The organism is Streptomyces gottesmaniae, assembly GCF_031845845.1.
GTDB classification, from domain to species: domain Bacteria; phylum Actinomycetota; class Actinomycetes; order Streptomycetales; family Streptomycetaceae; genus Streptomyces; species Streptomyces akebiae.
Genome location: NZ_JAVRFJ010000041.1, coordinates 66,928 through 84,443 on the forward strand (window position 1 = coordinate 66,928; position 17,516 = coordinate 84,443).

The window sequence follows — 17,516 nt, forward strand, 5'->3', positions numbered from 1 at the left end:
AGGTGAGGGTGGGCGCCGGTGTCGGCGCGGACGCGGACGGGGCGAGGACACGTACGTCTCACGGGGAGGACACGTACGCCCCGGGTCCGAGTCGGCGCGACGCCGACCGGACCGGATCGTCGTGGCCCCGTCGGTCGGTCCACCGGAGTCGGGCACGTGTTGCGTTCCCGGCCCCGGTCGTGCGGGACATGGACTCCGGAACGTTGTCAGCCGTTCCTGGCCCTGACTGCGCTGTCATGTCTACGCAGTCAGAAGGGGGGCGTCAAGGGTTGCGGACGATATTGGGGAGGGCGCGCGAACCGCCGTTTGACCTGCCGAACACGCGCCGTGCCCGGCGGGTGTCGAGCGACTGTCGTGACGATCATCAAGAGATCCGTCAAGAGATCCGTCAAGAGATCCGTCAGGGGATCCGTCAGGGGATCCGTCAGAGGGCCCTAGGGTGGAGACCCATGGCCACCACAACGCCCGAACAGCCGCCCCTCGTCGACCCCGTCGAACTCGTCGCGGATCCCTACGCGGTGTACGCGCGGCTTCGGGAGGCCGGGCCCGTGCACCGGATCGCCGGGACGGACGGGCTTCCGGCGTGGCTGGTCACGCGGTACGACGACGTACGCCAGGCCCTCGCCGATCCCCGGCTCTCCCTCGACAAGCGCAACGCGACGCCGGGTGGTTACCACGGGCTCGCGCTGCCGCCGGCGCTGGACGCGAACCTGCTGAACATGGACCCGCCGGACCACACCCGCATCCGGCGCCTGGTGTCCCGGGCGTTCACCCCGCGCCGCGTCGCCCGCCTGCGCGAACCCATCAGGCGGACCGCCGACGCGTTGCTCGACGCCATCGAACCGCACGGGCGTGCCGACCTGATCGCCTCGTACGCCGCACCCCTGCCGATCGCCGTGATCTGTGACCTGCTCGGCGTGGCCCCGCACGACCGGCACGACTTCCGCTCCTGGACCGACACCCTGATCGCCCCGGACCCGACGCGACCGGAGCGCGCCAAGGAAGCCGTCCGCGACATGCTGGGCTTCTTCACCCTGCTCATCGCCGGCAAGCGTGCCGAGCCGTCGGACGACCTGCTCTCCGCCCTGATCGCGGTACGCGACGACGAGGACCGGCTGAGCGAGGACGAGCTCATGTCGCTCGCCTTCCTGATCCTGTTCGCGGGGTACGAGAACACCGTCCACCTCATCGGCAACTCCACCCTGGCCCTGCTCGGCCACCCCGGCCAACTGCGCGCGCTGCGTGCCGATCCCGGTCGACTGGGCGGCGCGATCGAGGAGTTGGCCCGCTACGACGGCCCCGTGCCCCTGGCCATCCGGCGCTTCCCCGTGGAGGACGTCACCATCGGAGGGGTGGTCGTTCCGGCCGGTGAGACGGTCCTGTTGTCCCTGGCCGCCGCGCACCGTGACCCGCACCGCTTCACCGACCCCGACCGGCTCGACATCGGCCGGGACGCGAGCGGGCATCTCGCCCTCGGCCATGGCATCCACTACTGTCTCGGCGCGCCGCTGGCACGGATGGAGACCGAGATCGCTCTCGCCGCCCTCCTCGACAGGTTCCCCGATCTGGCCCTCGACATCGCGCCGGACGAGGTCCGTTGGCGGCCGTCCATGCGGGCCCGTGGCCTGCTCGATCTGCCGGTGCGCTTCTGACGGGGTGCCGGCCGTCCGGCGTCGCGCGGACGTGGGTGTCCGGCTCCGTAGTGCTGTCGTGGCGTGAACACCTACCGGCATGTCGTACTGCCGCCGCTCGGCGCCTGACCGGGCGCCGACGCGCTCCAAGGAGGTCCTGCGGATCGACGGCCGGGCGCGGATCCTCACCGACGCCCCGTTCTTCGACGCGATGACGCTCGACGACCGGCGGCCCGCGCTGGCGCTGGTCCTGGAGATCGACGAGATCCATCTGCACTGCCCGCAGTCGTTGCGCCGCTCGGGTGTGTGGGATCCGGGGTCCTGGCCGACCGGCTGATTCCGGCCGACGGGGGACCCCTGTCGGCCAATAATTAGGTTAGGCTAACCTTCGCTTTGTGAGATCTGGTGAGGAAGCAGCCGACGCCCCGAGGCTCCGCGGGCACGCACTGTCGGCCACGGGCGTGACCGTGTCGTACGACGGCGTCGATGTCGTGCACGACGTCGCGATCGCGCTCCGGCCCGGCGAGGTGACCGCCCTGGTCGGCCCCAACGGCAGCGGCAAGTCGACGCTCCTGCGGACCGTCGCCCGGCTGCAGCGGCCGCGCCGTGCCGCGCTCAGGATCGACGCCGACACCGACGGACTCGCCCTGACCTCCCGTGAGTTCGCGCGCCACGTGGCCCTGCTGACCCAGGGGCGGCCCACACCCAGCGGCCTGACCGTGCGGGACGTCGTCGAGTTCGGCCGCTACCCGTACCGGGGCCGTTTCGGCCGCAGGGACCTCGACGCGACGGCCGCCGTCGACCGGGCACTCGCGCTGACCGGCGTCCTCGACCTCGCCGAGCGCGGCGCCGACCATCTGTCCGGCGGGCAGTTGCAGCGCGTGTGGCTCGCCAGTTGCCTCGCCCAGGAGACCGGCGTGCTCCTGCTGGACGAGCCGACCACCTATCTCGACCTGCGCTACCAGGTCGAACTCCTCGACCTGGTCCGCGACCTGGCGGACGACCACGGCATCGCCGTCGGCGTCGTCCTGCACGACCTCGACCAGGCGGCGGCCGTCGCCGACCGCATCACCCTGCTCGAAGCGGGGCGGATCGTCGCCGAGGGCCACCCCGAGGACGTCCTGACCCCGGAACGCCTGACCGCCGTCTACGGCATCCGCATCGATGTCGACACCGACCCCCTCACCGGCCGGCTGCGCACTCGCCCGATCGGTCGTCACCACACCCGCACCACCCGAAGCGAAAGGCTCCGCTCCACCTCATGAGACGTCTCCTGCTCCCCGCTGCCACCGTCGTCGCGGCACTCGCGCTCGCCGCCTGCGGTACCACCGAGCCCGCCGCCGACAGCACCGAGAAGGCCTCCGAGGCCATCACCCTCACCGACTCCACCGGCAAGAAGGTCGAACTCGACGGCCCGGCCACCAAGGTCGTCGCCACCGAGTGGAACGAGGTCGAGTTCCTCCTCACCCTCGGCGTCGACCCCGTCGGCGTCGCGGACGTCAAGGGCTACAAGACCTGGGACCAGGCGGTCCCGCTGAAGAGCGAGCCGAAGGACATCGGCACGCGCGGCGAGCCGAGCATGGACACCATCGCCTCCCTCAAGCCCGACCTCATCGTGGCCTCCTCCGACCTGGCACCCGCCGCGGTCAAGCAACTGCGCGAGATCGCCCCGGTGCTGGGGATCCGGTCCGCTGACGCCTCCGACCAGATCGGGCAGATGCTGGACAACCTCGACCTCATCGCCAAGGCGACCGGCACCACCGACCGGGCCGAGACCGCTCGGGAGAGCTTCGAGGCCAAGGTCGCCGAAGGCAAGAAGGCCCTCGCCGACGCCGGTCTCGACGGCGCGGACATCGCCTTCGCCGACGGCTACGTCGCCTCCAACCAGGTCTCCCTGCGCCCGTACACCAGCGGTTCGCTGATCGGCGCCGTCAACGAGCGGCTCGGTCTGAAGAACGCCTGGAAGGTGAAGGGCGACGCCGCCTACGGCCTCGGCACCACCGACGTCGAGGGCCTGACCGACCTGCCGAAGGACGTCCAGTTCGCCTACATAGGCAACGACGAGGACGAGACCAGCAATCCCTTCGGCGACGAGCTGGCGAAGAACGCCGTCTGGAAGTCCCTCGCCTTCGTGAAGTCCGGCGACGTTCACCGACTGCCCGACGGGATCTGGATGTTCGGCGGTCCCGGGTCGATGGAGGCGTACATCGACGCCCTCGTCGCCGCGCTGACGAAGTAGAAGCGCCGCAGTACGGGCGCCGCAGTACAGGACCGCAGTACGGGCGCCGAAGTACCGGCACCGAAGCCCAGGCGCCGAACCACGAGCGCCTGACGAAGCAGCGACGAAGCAGAAGCACGGAGCCATGGCCGTCACCGCGACTACCCCCGCCACCCGTCCGTCGACAGCGGCGACCCGGACGGGCGCGGCCGCGGTGACGGCCGCGCTCGTCCTCCTGGTCGCCGCCCTCGCCGTCGTCGACCTCACCCAGGGCACCGCCGCCGTCGGGCCCGCCGAAGTGCTCAAGGCCCTGACCGGGCGGGCCGATCCGGGCGACGCGTCCGTCGTGATCGCCTCCCGGCTGCCCCGGATGACCGCCGGGATCCTGGTCGGCGTCCTGCTCGGTGTGGCGGGCGCCGTCCTCCAGGCAGTCAGCCGCAACGTGCTCGCCTCGCCCGACACCCTCGCCGTGAACGCCGGTGCCTACCTGGCACTCGGCATCGTCGGCGTCACCGGTGTCTCGCTGCCCCTGCTCGCCTCCTCCGGCGTCGCCTTCGTGGGCGGGTTGCTGGCGGCGTCCGTCGTGCTCTCCCTCTCCGGCCTCGGCACGGGCACCGTACGGCTCGTACTCGCCGGCACGGCCCTGATGCTGGGCCTGAACTCCCTCACCGAGGGCCTGCTGCTGCTGTTCCCGCAGCAGACCGAGGGGCTCTACCAGTGGAACCAGGGCAGCATCGGCCAGAACGGCTTCGACGGTGTCCTGCAGATGCTCCCGGTCGCCGCGATCGGGCTCGTCGGCCTGCTGCTGACCACCCGTCGGGTCGACGCGCTCGCCCTCGGCGACGACGCCGCGCGCGGCCTCGGCGTCCCGGTCCGCGCCACCCGGGTGACGGTCGTCGTCCTGGCGACACTGCTGTCCGCGGCGGCCGTCACCCTCGCCGGGCCCATCGGCTTCGTCGGCCTGTGCGCACCGGCACTGGTACGCCCCCTCGCCCGCCGCTTCCGGGGCTTCGTCCGCGCCAGGGGCTCCGTGCCCGTGGCCGGTCTGGTCGGGGCCGGGCTGGTCCTCGGGTCGGACGTCCTGCTGCGCGCCCTCGTTCCCTCCGACACGGCGGTCGCCGTACCCACCGGCGTCGTCACCAGCCTGGTCGGCGCCGTGTTCCTGGTGGTGATGGCGCTCCGGCTGCGGGACACGTCCGGCGCCGAGGCGCCCGACCGACTGCGCATCCCCAGCCGCACGACGTTCCTGGTCACGGTGGCCGTCCTCGTCGCCGTGACGGTGGGCGTCACCATCGCCGGCGTCCTGCTGGGCGACAGCAAACTCCTGCTCGGCGACGTCGCGAACTGGGCCCAGGGACGCGCCGGCCGGACCGTCTCCTTCGTGCTGGAGACCCGGGTGCCCCGGGTCCTCGCGGCCCTCTGCGCGGGCGCGGCCCTCGCCCTGGCCGGGACGCTGGTGCAGGCCGTGACCCGCAACCCGCTCGCGGAACCGGCGATCCTGGGCGTCTCCGGCGGCGCCGCGCTCGGTGCCGTCCTGCTCGTCACCACCGTGCCCGTCGCCGGCGGCTGGGGCGTCGCGGGCGCCGCGTTCGCGGGCGCCGCTCTCGCCTCGGTGGTCGTCTTCGGGCTCGCCGCCCGGGACGGCTACCAGCAGAACCGGCTGGTCCTCGTCGGGATCGGCGTGGCCGCCGCCACCACGGCACTGATCAGTCTGCTCATCGTGCTCACCGATCCGTTCAACGCCACCAAGGCGCTGACCTGGCTGTCCGGTTCGACGTACGGTCGGACCATGCCGGACGTGCTGCCCGTCGCGTGCATGGTGGCGGTGGGGCTCGTCGTCGCGGTCGCCCGCCGCACCGAACTGGACCTCGTCTCCCTGGACGAGCACACCCCCCTCCTGCTGGGTCTGCGTCTGTCCCGGGCCAGACTCGGGTTCCTCGCTGTGGCCGTCCTGCTCAGCGCGACCGCCGTCGCCTCCGCCGGAACCATCGGTTTCGTGGGTCTCGTCGCACCGCACGCGGCGCGGGCCCTGGTGGGCCGACGGCACGCACGGGTGGTCCCGGTCGCCGTCCTCCTCGGGGCCACGCTCGTCTGCACGGCGGACCTCCTCGGCCGCACGGTGATCGCCCCCGCCCAGCTGGGAGCCGGCATGATGACCGCCGTGATCGGCACGCCGTACTTCCTCCACCTGCTGATACGGAGCCGACGGTAGCCCGGGGGACCGTCGCCCGGAGCTGCGGGCAGGCCCGCCCCTGCCGCGCTTAATCGATCGCGGTCACGGATCCCGCCGGGCACAATCGGCGGATGCCGACCACCGTGGAGCAACTGCTGTCCGCTCTCGAACCGTTGCCGTTCCCCGCACGCCTCACCCTGACGGCACGGACCGCCCGCGGCCTCGCGGACGAGGGGACGCTCGCCCCGTTCCTGACCGACCTCGACGGACGCGGGCCGTACGAACGGCGGCTCGCGGCACTTGCGGCCCTCGTCGGACAGGACGTGGAGTTCCTCGCGCAGCGGCTGGCCGATCCGGACCCGGTGGTCGCCGGGTACGCGCGGCGCGCCGCACGCGACCTGCCCGTGGCGGACCGAGCGGTCGAGGCGGCCTACGACGACGCACCGGCCGAGCTGCGGCAGCGGCTGGCCCGTCTGCTCGCCGCCGGAGGGCGCACCGCACTCGCCGAGCGGATGGTGGTGCGGCTGCGCGCCGAATGGGGCGACGCCGACGCCGCCCGGCTGCTGCCGGCCTGCTCCACCCCGTTCGTGGCACGGGAGTTGCCCGGTCTCGCCCACGCCGTCGACGGCTGGACCCGGCTCGCGTCCCGGCATCCCGACCCGGTGCTCGACCACGCCGAGCGGACCCTGGCCGACCGGGCGGGCGGGGAGCAGCGGGACGACTGGTGGCGGCTGCACGCCACCACGGTCACGGCGCTCGCGCCCCTGCGGCCCGAGCGGGTGCTGACCCTGTTGGAGCGGCACGGCCCCGGCAGCCTGCCGCCCGCGCTGAGCCGCGGACTCGCCCCCCTGGCCACCGCCGACGTCGAACGCGTCGTCCGCTGGATCACCTCCCCCGGCCGCGAGCGACAGCGCCGCGAGCCGGTGCCGCCCCCCGGAGTGCTGCGCGCGCTCCTGCGGGCCGAGCCCGCGTCGCTGACCGCGCTGGGCCGGCACTGGCTCAACAGCGGCCCGCACTTCACCGCCCTGGTCGCGGCCATGGCACCCGGCCGACGCCCCGCGTTCGTGGACGCGGTCGGCGGCGGCACCGGCGCGGACCCCGCCCCGAACGTTCTCGATCTGCTGCCGCGCGAGCGCCGCTGGGCGGAAGTGCGGCGCGCTGCGGCCGCGTTCGACGGCACCGACTACTGGTGGGACGACCTGGACATCCTCGCCCACGGCCCGCTCGACGAGGCCCGCTCCGCGCTGCTGGCCGCGATCGGGCGGTCCGACGCCGACGACCGGGCCGCCGCCTGGCCGCTGTACGTGGCCTGCGCCGCCCGGGACGGCGGACGTGCGGCGATCACCGAGCTGCTGACGACGGCGGGGCTGCGGCTGCGCAACGAGCGGGACCCCGTCCGCGCTGCGGCGCTCGGCGCGCTCGCCGCAGCGCACCCGCGCGTCTTCGCCGTGGACGACGCCCCGCTGCTCGACGCGATCGCCACCGGCGCCCTGGAGGCACGGGACACCTCGTCCGACACCCTGACAGCACTGCGCACGCTGGCCGTGCGCCTGCTCGTCGAACACGCCACGAACGGCGAGGCCGCCGGGGACGACGAGGCCGCCGCCGACGAGGTGGGTCTGCGGGAGTGGGCCCTGCGTGCGCTGGTGCGCATCACGGAGCGGGTCGGGGTGCCCGACCTCGGTCCGCTCCGTCGTGAGCTGCGCAAGGGGCAGGAGCACCAGGTCCTCGACGTCCTGCGCCCCTGGCTCGACGCCGAGGCCGGGCGGGCCGACTTCCGGCTGCTGCTGGGACTGGCCGCCGCACTCGGACCGCGCGCCCGGCGCCTGCCCGAACTCCAGGACCGGCTGGCCACGGCCGTGGAACGCGGCGACGACGAGACCGTCGAGGCGGCGGCCCGGCTGTGGCTGGCCGCACCGGCCACCCGCGACGAACGGGCCGCCCGCATCGTCGCCCGCGAACCGTCGGCGGTCGTCCTCCCTCCCGTACGACACGTGCTGTCCCGGCGGCGTACGGACCTGCTGGACACCCTGCTGGCCGAAACCCCGCCCCACGGACGTTTCCTGGCGGAGGGCGCCCGGCGCCCGCTGCCGGACCTCGGCGACAGCGACCGCTGGCTGCCGCGCCAGCAACGGGCGGCGGTCCGGCTGGCCGGAGAGGCGATCGCCGACCGTACGCTCCCGCTCGACGAGCGGGCCGCCCTGATCCGGGCCGCCGCCCCGGTGCCCGAGTTCGGGCGGGCCCTGGCGCTCGCGCACACGGACGACCCGGACGTGGTCGTCGCCGAGGCCGCGCTCGGCGCCCTGCCCCGGACCGACCGGCCCCACGACGCCCTGCCGACGCTGCTGGACCAGGCCGACGGCGACCGGGCCAGGGTCGCCGTGTACGCGGCGGCCCGCGCCGCCCGCTTCACCGCACCGTCCCGACTCGCCCGCGCCCTGGGCCCGTTGCTCACCGGGGAGCGGTCCGCGAAGGTCACCTCCCGCAAGGAGGCCGTACGGCTCGCCGCCCGCTTCCTGCCGCCCCGGCGCGCGGCCCCCCTGCTGGCGCGCGCCTTCCACGCCCCCGACCGCCACCCGGACGTGCGGGCCGCCGTCGTCCGCGCCCTGCCCCCGCTGCTCGGCGAGCCGGAGGCCCGGACCCTGGTCGAGGAAGCGGCACGCGACGACACCGCCCCTGTCCACGAAGCCCTGCTGGCCGTCACCCCCTGGGAGTTGGCGGAGACACACCGCCGCGCGTACGCCGCCCTCCTCCTCGCGGCGTACGACACCTCCCTCGCGCTCGCGGAGGGCTTCGCCGGCCACGCCGTGCTGCGTGCGATGGGGGTGTGGTCCCGCTACTCGCCCGACATCGCCCACCGCGTCTCCCGGACGGTCACCGACCTCGACGACCGGACGCGCTGGACCTACGCCACGTGGGCCCTGCGTGATCTGGCCGTCTCCGAACTGCCGCACCCTGTGGGCGGTGCGGCGCCCGGCAGCGCGTTGCACAGCGCGGTGGCCGAGCTGCTGGCGGCGACGCGCACGCCGGAGGGTGGCTGCGACGCGCAGGAGAGCCGGGACGTACCCGCGTTGCAGAGGCTGCGGCACCTGACGTCGTTCACCTACGCCGCGGACGTCCGCACCGAGTTGCTGGAGGCGGTCGCCGGGCAACTCGCGGGCGAACCACTGCTCGCGCCCGAACGCGTCCAGCTGTTGGGCCAGTTGGTCGAACGCGCCGTGGAACCGACCGTGCTGCTCGGACGACTGCGGGACCTCGCGGACGCGTTCGAGGGCCTAGGGGTGAGCGTCGCGGTACAGACCGCCGACCGGCTGCGGATGTCCACGGCGCATCGCGCTCCGCAGTGGGCCGAGGCCCTGCTGACCGCCGCCGACGGTTTCGCCCGCGACGGTGGCACCGCGACCGGCCTCCTGGCCGTCGGCCTGGTGAGGGGGAGAGGCCTGTCCCTCGGCTGGAGCGAGGAATGGCGCTCCCTGCTGCGTCTGCTGCGGCGCCATGCCGACCCCGATGTGCGCCACCAGGCGTACCTGACCACGACGCACAACGAATGACGCCCCCGGACGGTCGGCGCCGCGCCCACGACGACGACTCCTGGCATCTCACCGACGACGTCGACGAACGAGCTGGACAGCTTCATCGCCTCCGCACTGATCAACCGGTGCCGCAGGGACGGCCTGGAGGCCTTCATCACGACGCCGACGCCCGTGGTGACGTCGATGAACGGCGTCGAGGTGACCGGACAGCGCCCCATGGAATTCGTGAGCGAGGCCGAGGTCGTGCTCGTCGGCAGCGGGGTGCGGACGCGTGACGTGGTCGCCGACGACCGGCTGCTCGCGAGGCTGCCGCTCGACCCCGCGCGCCAGCTGATCGGCGCGCAGTGCTCCGGCGCGCTGGTACTCGCCCGGCTGGGGTTGCTGGAGTCCATGCCGGCCTGCACGGACAGGAAGAGCCGGCCCTTCGTGGAGGCCCTGGGCGTCACCGTGCTGGACACACCGTTCCACGCGGAGGGCAACATCGCCACGGCCGGCGGCTGCCTGGCCTCCCAGTACCTCGCCACCTGGGCGATCACCCGCACCCTCGGGGAGGACGCCGCCCGCGGAGTCCTCGACTACGTGGCCCCGGTCGGCGAGAACCGACAGACCGTCGAGCGCGGCCTGGCCGCTGTCCGCACGGGCGAGGCGGCGCTGCGCTGAGGTGCCGCTGCGCTGAGGTGGCGGGTGGGTCGGGAGGGGGCCGGGGGCGTCGAGGGCCACGGGCACGGGCCAGAGCATCTACAGCCCTCGGCCGGCCCCGAAGCGCCAGAGCTTCTGGCCCCCGGAGCCGCGAGATCGGGGAGCGCGGAGGCCGCGACCCCATGTCGCGTGACCTGCCGGAACGCTACGGACCGGGGAAGACGGCCTACACCCGCTTGCCCTCAATTGCACTTGAGGTCCTACGGTCTTTGCATGACCTGCCCAGCGTGCAGGTTCCGCACCGAAGCACGAGGAGGGGACCGTGACGACCCACCAGAGCTCGGACGCCGATCTGGCCCGACAGCCCGCCGCGTACTGGACCGGTGTCGCCTACGAGGCGCTCATCGCGTACACCCGGGCCCAGCAGGCCGAAAAGGGCTATACGCAGCCTCAGTTCTGGTTGCTGCGCAACCTGTCCGCGAACGACATCTCGCCCAACGGTGAGGGGATGACGCTGCCCGAGCTGAGGAAGGCCATGACGTCCTACATTCGACCCGAGGACGATCTGGCGGCGGAGGCCGAGGTGCTTCTGGAACGCGGCTGGCTGGCCCGGGACGCCGAGGACCGGTTGTGGCTCACCGAGGACGGTGAGCAGGCCCGCCTCGACCTCGCGCGCAACGCGCCGGCGATCCGCGCCGCCCTTCACGAGGGCATCGCCGACGCGGACTACGTCACCACAGTGAAGGTGCTCCAGCGGCTGACCCGCAACGCGGGCGGAACGGTCGCCTGACACACCAGACGGCGACATCTACAACCGACCGCCAGGAGGCCGTCGTTGTTCCACGTGATGCCCGGTGACCGCGACCGGCAGGCTGCGTCTGTCCCTGTGTGTCGTCGGGGGACGGCTGGCCGGTGCGGCGGGTCCAAGGTCTCTGCCAGCAACGAGACTTGACGTCACTGGTCGGCGTCATAGGACGGGCGAGACGCGTGTTCGTCGCCAGCGAAGACGGTCGTGGCTCACGGCCGCTGCTGCCAGGGTGTGCTCATGCAGACGACACCGGATGGACGGCCGATCCCACCCGCGCATGCTGACGAGCGGGCCATGCTCGAAGCATGGCTGGACTTTCACCGTGCGACTCTCGCCCTGAAGTGTTCGGGCCTGAAAGACGATCAATTACGGCTTGCCGCTGCGTCACCGTCGCCGATGACGCTGCTCGGTCTCGTTCAGCACATGGCCGAGGTGGAGCGCAACTGGTTCCAGCGTGTGTTCGCAGGTCTGACCGTGTCGCCGGTCTTCGGAGAGGGCAACCTTGACGGCTTCGCCCTCGAGCCGGAACGAGGACTCGACGAGGCGACGGCTGCCTGGCAGGCGGAGACCGCCCTAGGGCGTGAGCTGATCGCTGATGCGTCGTTGGACGACTCCGGCCGCTTGTCCGAGCGGGAGGTGAGTCACGTCGGCGATCAGGGGATCTCCCTACGCTGGATCATGGTGCACATGATCGAGGAATACGCACGTCACAACGGTCACGCCGCCCCCGCAGTGGCTGCCGGCCATGTTCGCCGAGTTCCACCGCACGCTCGCGCCCGGCGCCTACCTGCTCTGGGGGGACTACGTCGGCGATGAGCGGCTGCAGCCGACCCAGAGCTATGGCCGTCCGGTGTCCTACGAGTCGTACCTCCTGCCTCTGGACAGCATGGTCGGCCTGATGGAGCAGGCCGGACTCGTCGTCACCGCGAGGCTGGAGCAGGAGCCTGGCGGACGGGTGAAGAGACCGCACGCCTGCCTGCTGGCACGCAAGCCCGAAAGGGCCTGACGGCTTGTTCCTGCGGCGAGGCCGCTCGTGTGCCAGGTTGGAACAAGGTTGCTGGTGGAGGGTTCGTCGGCTCTTGCTCCCTGGAAAGTCGCCGGTACCGGCCTCGGTGAGGATCTGTGGACGGAAGCGGACCCGGCCTGGCACACTCACCCCCTCTGACCTGGTAGTCCATGCCGGGTCCGCATCACCCAGGGGCGGGACAGTGACACGGCTCAGACACTCCACGGCGATCGCCGCCACGATCGCGGCGGCGCTGTTGCTCACCGCCTGCGGAGGCGCCGAGGCGACAATGCCAGGAGCTTCGGCGACGGCATCCCTGCCGTCTGCGGGGAAGGCGTCGCCAGCCGTTGAGAAGACCATGGAGCAGGTACTGAGCGACCTTCGCTACGCCGCGAAGAACGTCGGAGAAGACCACCTCCGCGTCGTGGAGGACCCACGTGCCGCCGCCGCGAAAGTTCCCCCCTGCATGGCAACCGGCGCGATCCTGACACCCGAGATTCCCGGCCGCGCTGAACTCACCCTCATCACCCACCGTCTGCGGACACGGGGGTGGAAGCTCCACGGTGCCCTGGACGTGGAACTCACCATGCTCTCGTCGGGCAAGTGGGACATCATGCTCGGCGCCGGACCGGTACCGGAGGAGATCGCCGCTCAGGCGGGCGACAGCAAAGGTGGCTTCGGAATCTCGGTCACAGGAGTGTGCAAGAAACCCTCATGAACCGCCCGTCCGCGGCGTTCGAGATGGCCGTTCCGTACTCGCTCGGCGACCCGCAAACCGCGCCGAGGTCGGGAGGCGCAGCCGCAGGTCCGGCGGCTCCGAGACACTGAAACCCCCCTACCCCGCCACCCTGAGCCCCCGCTACCCCGAGCCCCGGTGTTCCGAAGCCCGGGAGTCGGTCAGATCAAGATCGTGATCGCCTGCCGTGGGCCGGTGCGGCCGTCGGCGTCGGCGTCGGTGTCGGCTTGCGGAGCAGGAGGAGGGCCGCGTCGTCGTGCAGGCGGCCGCCCACGTGCTTCAGCAGTTCGGTGTGCAGGGCCGTGAGGGTGTGGGTCGGCTCCTCCGACAGATGGTGTGCCAGCCGTTCCGTGAGCGGGTAGAACTCGCGGTCACGGTCCCGGGCCTCCGTGACCCCGTCGGTGTAGAGCAGCAGCTGGTCACCGTCGGCGAAGGGCAGCGTCTGGAGCGCGGGGGTCTCGCCCGTGAGGGCACGCAGGCCGAGGGGCGGTGCCGGTAGGGCCGGTTCCACGGGCACCACGTCATCGCCGTGCACCAGCAGCGGCGGCGCGTGCCCGCAGTTGACCAGCTCCAGCCGATCCGGCTCGGCGTGCCCGGCGACCACGGCGGTGACGAAGTCGTCGCAGCGCAGGTTGCGGGCCAGGCTCCGCTCGATCCGGTCGACGACGGCGAGCAGGTCGGGCTCCTCGTACGCCGCCTCGCGGAACACCCCGAGCACCAGAGCGGCGACCCCCACCGCCGGCAGCCCCTTGCCGCGCACGTCGCCCACGATCAGCCGCACGCCGTAGGGGGTGGGCACGAGTGCGTACAGATCCCCGCCGATACGGGCCTCGGCAGCGGCCGCGCTGTACCGGACGGCCACCTGGAACGGGCCGACGACCCCAGGCACCGGCTGGAGAAGCGCGTGCTGGGCGGCCTCGGCGACCGAGCGGACGGCCGCGAGGACCCGTTCGCGGCGCCCCCGCAACGCGGCGGCCAGGCCGCTCGCCAGGGTGACGGCCGCCAGCGCGGACAGCACGGCGGCCAACTCATGGCCCGGCGCCCCTTCCCGGACGCCGAGCATCGTGCCCAGCGCCCCGGCAAGCAGTCCGACGCAGAGGACGCCGCCCGGCCCGCTGGTGGTGGCGGCCAGCGCGGGTCCGGCTGCGAGCAGTGGCAGCCAGGTCAGCCCGGCCCCACCGAACAGGGCGACGACGACGATGACGGAGACGATCAGCAGGGGCAGTACGGGCGTCCCGGAGGCCATCTGCGTGGTGACCCGGTTCCGGGCCGCCGCCCTCGGGGCGGCCGGTCGTTTCCGGGACGGCCCGATCGTTCCGTGGTCGCCACCGAGCTCTCGGGTGTGACTCATGTTTCGCCCGCAGTCCTCACCTGTGCGTGGAGCGTGTACTCCAGAATTGTCCGTTTGATCCAGGAAAGAGGATCGGCTCGGGCGCCACAAGGAGTCGATTTTCAGATAGTGAGCGACAGACCGCGGGTCACCCGGCTCGCGGTCGGGAGCAGCCGGGCCCGGACCTCGTCGAGCCGGGAGAGCCGGTCCGCCCGCAGCGAGACCCCGAGCGAGCCGAGCGTGTCCCCGCTGTACACGGGCACCGCGACACAGACCGTTCCGAGGGCGTACTCCTCCAGGTCCGTGACGGCCGGCGCGATGGGGGAGGAGTCCAGTCGGCGGAGCAGTTCCGGCGCGTCGGTGATGGTCCTCGGGGTGAGGTCGGCCAGATGGTGCCGGGAGAGGTAGTCCTTGCGGGACTCCTCGTCCAGCTCGCGCAGCACCGACTTGCCCAGCGCGGTGGCGTGCCCGGCGTCCTCGAACCCCACCCAGAGGTCCACCCGGGGCGCCCGGGCGCTGTCCACGATCTCGGCGACCCGGATCTCACCGTCCTCGTAGAAAGTGAGGTACGCGGCGCTGGTGAGCTCGTCCCGCAGCGCGGCGAGCGTCGGCCGGACCCGGCTGAGCAGTGCCTGCCCCCGGCCGGTGGTGTGCAGGGCCGTCACCTTGTCGCCCAGCACGAACCCGCCGTCGGCCAGCTTCCGCAGGTAGCCGTCGTGGACCAGGGTCCGCAGCAGGTGGTAGGCGGTGGCCAGAGGCAGCCCGGTCTCCCGGGCCAGCTGCTTCGCCGGCGCGCCGTTCTCGTGGGCGCTCACCGCCTCCAGCAGGCGGAAGGCGCGTTGCACGGAGGTGATGAGTGTGGGGCCGGGGCCTTCGTGCGCAGCCATACGACCAGCGTGCGCCGGGCGCGCGGCCCGGGCAAGCTCCGCCCGGACGGGCCGATGGCTCCCGGCTCACGGCTCCAGGCCTACGGAGCTGGGTCGATGGCCCCCGGCTCACGGCTCCCGGCCTACGTGTCCGAGCCGGTGGCTCCCGGCCCACGGCTCCAGGCCTACGGCTCCGGGCCGATGGCTCCGGCCCACGGCTCCCGGCCCACCGCTCCGAGTCCACCTCCGAGCCCACCGCCTTGAGCCCCGCCGGTGCCGCTCGCCCGCGCCGGGCGATCACTTCCACCCGTACGCGTAGGCCGCCACCCAGGTGATGTCGAGCTGGGCGCTGCTGCCCGGGGCCGCGCCCGGCCCCTCCAGGGCGCTCTCGTTCTGCAGCACCCATGACAGCGGCCGGTCCGGCACGTTCCTCGCGTCGTGCCCCACCTGCCGCCCGTCCACGAAGAACCGCACATGGCCGGGCGTCCACTCGGTCGACACGGTGTGCCACCGCGTCCAGTCGTCGTCCCCCGGGAAGTAGCCCTGTTCACCGCCACCGCAGGGATGGTGGAAGGCGGTGAGGTCGCCGGTCCACTCACCCTCGGGATGGTCCATCTCGCAGCCCCCGCCGTAGTGCAGCCAGGCCGACTTGTAGCCCGGGGCGAGCTTCGTCACCTTGATACGGGCGCTGTACTTGCCGTACTTCATCTGCATGACCGCACGGGGTACCACCGCCGCAGCGTGCACCGGGCCCCCGTCGGCGGGCCGCCACATCCGGATGAACATGCGGCCGTCGCCGTTCTCCGCAGGGCCCACGCTCACGGTGTCCTCCGGGTGGTAGACACCCACGACGTCCCGGCCCCGGTCGTTGGCCGTGTCGCGCCAACCCGTCGGGTATGCCCACCAGTTGTCGCGGTACGCGCCGCGCAGGCCCCCGCAGTGCGCGGCGGAGGTGTCGACCCGGTGCTCGCAGTCGCTGAATCCGCCGAGCGGCACCCGGTCGCCGTCGAAGTCCTCCGCGAGGACCTGCCAGAACGGTCCGCAGTCGCCCCGGGGCAGTTCGGTGCCCGCGACACGGCAGGCGTCGGCCGACACCGGCGCTCCCTCGGCACGGGGAACGCCGACGAGCGCCACCAGCAGCATGAGACCCAGGGAGGGGCCCAGTGCGCGCCCTCGACGTTTCGGTGCCGCGTGCGAACCCATCGCGAAGCCCCCTTCGACCCGGTGCGGGATACGTGGTGCGAGGGAGCATCGTCACCGCGCGACCGTTCCGGCGCCATCCCCGGAACGGGTCGCCTACCGGACGGCCGCGTTCCGCCGCCGCCGAGGTGAATCGGTGGTTTCGGGTACTCGGACCGCGGAGCCGGACTCGACACGTCCGGGACTCGACACGTCCGGGACGTCGGACCTGAGGAGGTACGGAATGCGACTGAGGGAACACGTCGTGGTGGTGACGGGAGCGTCCAGCGGGATCGGCAGGGCCACGGCCGAGGCCTTCGCGCGCAAGGGGTGCGCCGTGGTGCTGGCCGCCCGCCGTGAGGAGGCGCTGGAGGCGACCGCTCGGGAGTGCGAGAAGCACCATGGGGCGCGGACGCTGGTCGTGCCGACCGACATGACGGACGCCAAGGCGGTCGAGGACCTGGCGGGGCGCGCCGTGGGGGAGTTCGGCCGGATCGACGTCTGGGTCAACAACGCGGCGGTCAACGCCTTCGGCCGGTTCGAGGACGTACCGCTGGAGGACTTCCGCCGGGTCCTGGACGTCAACGTGATGGGCTATGTGCACGGGGCGCGCGCCGCTCTGCCGGTGATGCGCGCGCAGGGGCGCGGCACGCTGGTCAACATCTCCTCGATCGTGGGAGCCGTCGCCCAGCCGTACAGCCACCCGTACAGCATGTCCAAACACGCCGTGCAGGGCTTCGGATCGAGCCTGCGGCAGCAGCTGCGGCTGGAAGGGGTGAAGGGCGTCCGGGTGTGCACGGTGATGCCCGCGACCATCGACACCCCGCACTTCGAGCAGTCGGCCAACTACACCGGACGCAAGGTGGTCGCCATGCCGCCCGTCTACAGCCCCGAACGGGTCGCCAAGGCCGTCGTCGACCTGGTCCGTCACCCGCACCGGGAAGTGGTGGTCGGCCCCGCGGGGCGGGCTCTGGTGCGCAGGGCGCGCAGGAACCCGGCCCTGGCGGAGCGGGTGATGGCTCGGCAGACCGACAGGACCCATCTGTCCCAAGACGAGGAGGCCCCGGCCACTCACGGGACGCTGCACGTGCCCGCTCCCGGCGAGGGAGCCGTGCACGGCGGCTGGGGCGGCAGGCGGCGCACGGCCCTGCGCAGGACGGCCGTCGTGGCCGTGGTGGGCGCGGGTGTGGCCGCTGCGGGACGCAGGATCAGCCGGGAGATGGCCGCCGCCTGAGCCACCGCCCGCCCCGGGGCGAAACCGCCGCCGGAGCGGACGAGGCGCGTCGGACGAGGCGCGTCGGCGGGGTGCGTCGGACGGGGTGTGGTGGGGGTGCGGGCCCAGCGGCCCGCACCCCCACCTGGTGGAAAGCCGCCGGAACCGCCCCGGCACCCAAGCG

The 17,516-nt window shown here is 72.8% G+C and carries 13 protein-coding genes and 2 pseudogenes; 12 read left to right on the plus strand and 3 right to left on the minus strand.

Annotated elements, in window-relative coordinates; genetic code table 11:
- The first annotated feature begins 449 nt into the window (after positions 1-449).
- From RM704_RS35450 to RM704_RS35500, 11 genes and pseudogenes are all read left to right on the plus strand, one after another.
- On the plus strand, positions 450-1,652 hold the full coding sequence (locus tag RM704_RS35450; protein WP_033527886.1) for a cytochrome P450 family protein: 1,203 nt from the start codon (positions 450-452) through the stop codon (positions 1,650-1,652).
- A 130-nt stretch (positions 1,653-1,782) separates the two neighbouring features.
- A pseudogene (locus RM704_RS35455) lies at positions 1,783-1,968 on the plus strand (pyridoxamine 5'-phosphate oxidase family protein); the annotation flags it as partial.
- Between the two features lie 58 nt (positions 1,969-2,026).
- Positions 2,027-2,896 carry an ABC transporter ATP-binding protein gene (locus RM704_RS35460; RefSeq protein WP_033527884.1) on the plus strand — a complete coding sequence of 290 codons (870 nt, stop codon included), beginning with the start codon at positions 2,027-2,029 and terminating at the stop codon, positions 2,894-2,896.
- Positions 2,893-3,870 carry an iron-siderophore ABC transporter substrate-binding protein gene (locus RM704_RS35465; protein ID WP_033527883.1) on the plus strand — a complete coding sequence of 326 codons (978 nt, stop codon included), beginning with the start codon at positions 2,893-2,895 and terminating at the stop codon, positions 3,868-3,870. The genes RM704_RS35460 and RM704_RS35465 overlap by 4 nt, the downstream gene beginning before the upstream one ends.
- A gap of 118 nt (positions 3,871-3,988) precedes the next feature.
- Positions 3,989-6,061 (plus strand): annotated as a pseudogene (locus RM704_RS35470) (iron ABC transporter permease); the annotation flags it as partial.
- A 92-nt stretch (positions 6,062-6,153) separates the two neighbouring features.
- Positions 6,154-9,573, plus strand: coding sequence for a hypothetical protein (locus RM704_RS35475; RefSeq protein ID WP_033527881.1), 3,420 nt, complete (start codon positions 6,154-6,156; stop codon positions 9,571-9,573).
- 45 nt (positions 9,574-9,618) lie between these two features.
- On the plus strand, positions 9,619-10,215 hold the full coding sequence (locus tag RM704_RS35480; protein ID WP_033527880.1) for a type 1 glutamine amidotransferase family protein: 597 nt from the start codon (positions 9,619-9,621) through the stop codon (positions 10,213-10,215).
- A 301-nt stretch (positions 10,216-10,516) separates the two neighbouring features.
- Positions 10,517-10,984, plus strand: coding sequence for a winged helix DNA-binding protein (locus RM704_RS35485; protein ID WP_033527879.1), 468 nt, complete (start codon positions 10,517-10,519; stop codon positions 10,982-10,984).
- A gap of 255 nt (positions 10,985-11,239) precedes the next feature.
- The gene (locus RM704_RS35490; RefSeq protein WP_107072310.1) at positions 11,240-11,818 is read left to right on the plus strand and encodes a DinB family protein; all 579 of its coding nucleotides are present in this window, start codon (positions 11,240-11,242) and stop codon (positions 11,816-11,818) included.
- A 34-nt stretch (positions 11,819-11,852) separates the two neighbouring features.
- Entirely contained in the window at positions 11,853-12,008 is a 156-nt protein-coding gene (locus RM704_RS35495) for a hypothetical protein (RefSeq protein WP_311592041.1), read from the plus strand.
- A 358-nt stretch (positions 12,009-12,366) separates the two neighbouring features.
- Complete coding sequence (locus RM704_RS35500) at positions 12,367-12,726, plus strand: hypothetical protein (protein ID WP_033527878.1); 360 nt, start codon at positions 12,367-12,369, stop codon at positions 12,724-12,726.
- Between the two features lie 184 nt (positions 12,727-12,910).
- Here the strand turns inward: RM704_RS35500 and RM704_RS35505 are convergent, their stop codons facing one another.
- From RM704_RS35505 to RM704_RS35515, 3 genes are all read right to left on the minus strand, one after another.
- A complete protein-coding gene (locus tag RM704_RS35505; RefSeq protein ID WP_192829678.1) occupies positions 12,911-14,095 on the minus strand; it encodes a PP2C family protein-serine/threonine phosphatase in 1,185 nt (394 codons plus the stop codon).
- A 101-nt stretch (positions 14,096-14,196) separates the two neighbouring features.
- Entirely contained in the window at positions 14,197-14,961 is a 765-nt protein-coding gene (locus RM704_RS35510) for an IclR family transcriptional regulator (protein WP_033527877.1), read from the minus strand.
- Positions 14,962-15,237: 276 nt separating this feature from the next.
- Positions 15,238-16,143, minus strand: a complete 906-nt coding sequence (locus tag RM704_RS35515; RefSeq protein ID WP_033527876.1) for a glycoside hydrolase family 16 protein — start codon at positions 16,141-16,143, stop codon at positions 15,238-15,240.
- Positions 16,144-16,363: 220 nt separating this feature from the next.
- On the opposite strand from RM704_RS35515, the gene RM704_RS35520 reads away from it, so the two are divergent.
- Entirely contained in the window at positions 16,364-17,353 is a 990-nt protein-coding gene (locus RM704_RS35520; protein WP_033527875.1) for an SDR family oxidoreductase, read from the plus strand.
- Positions 17,354-17,516 lie beyond the last annotated feature (163 nt).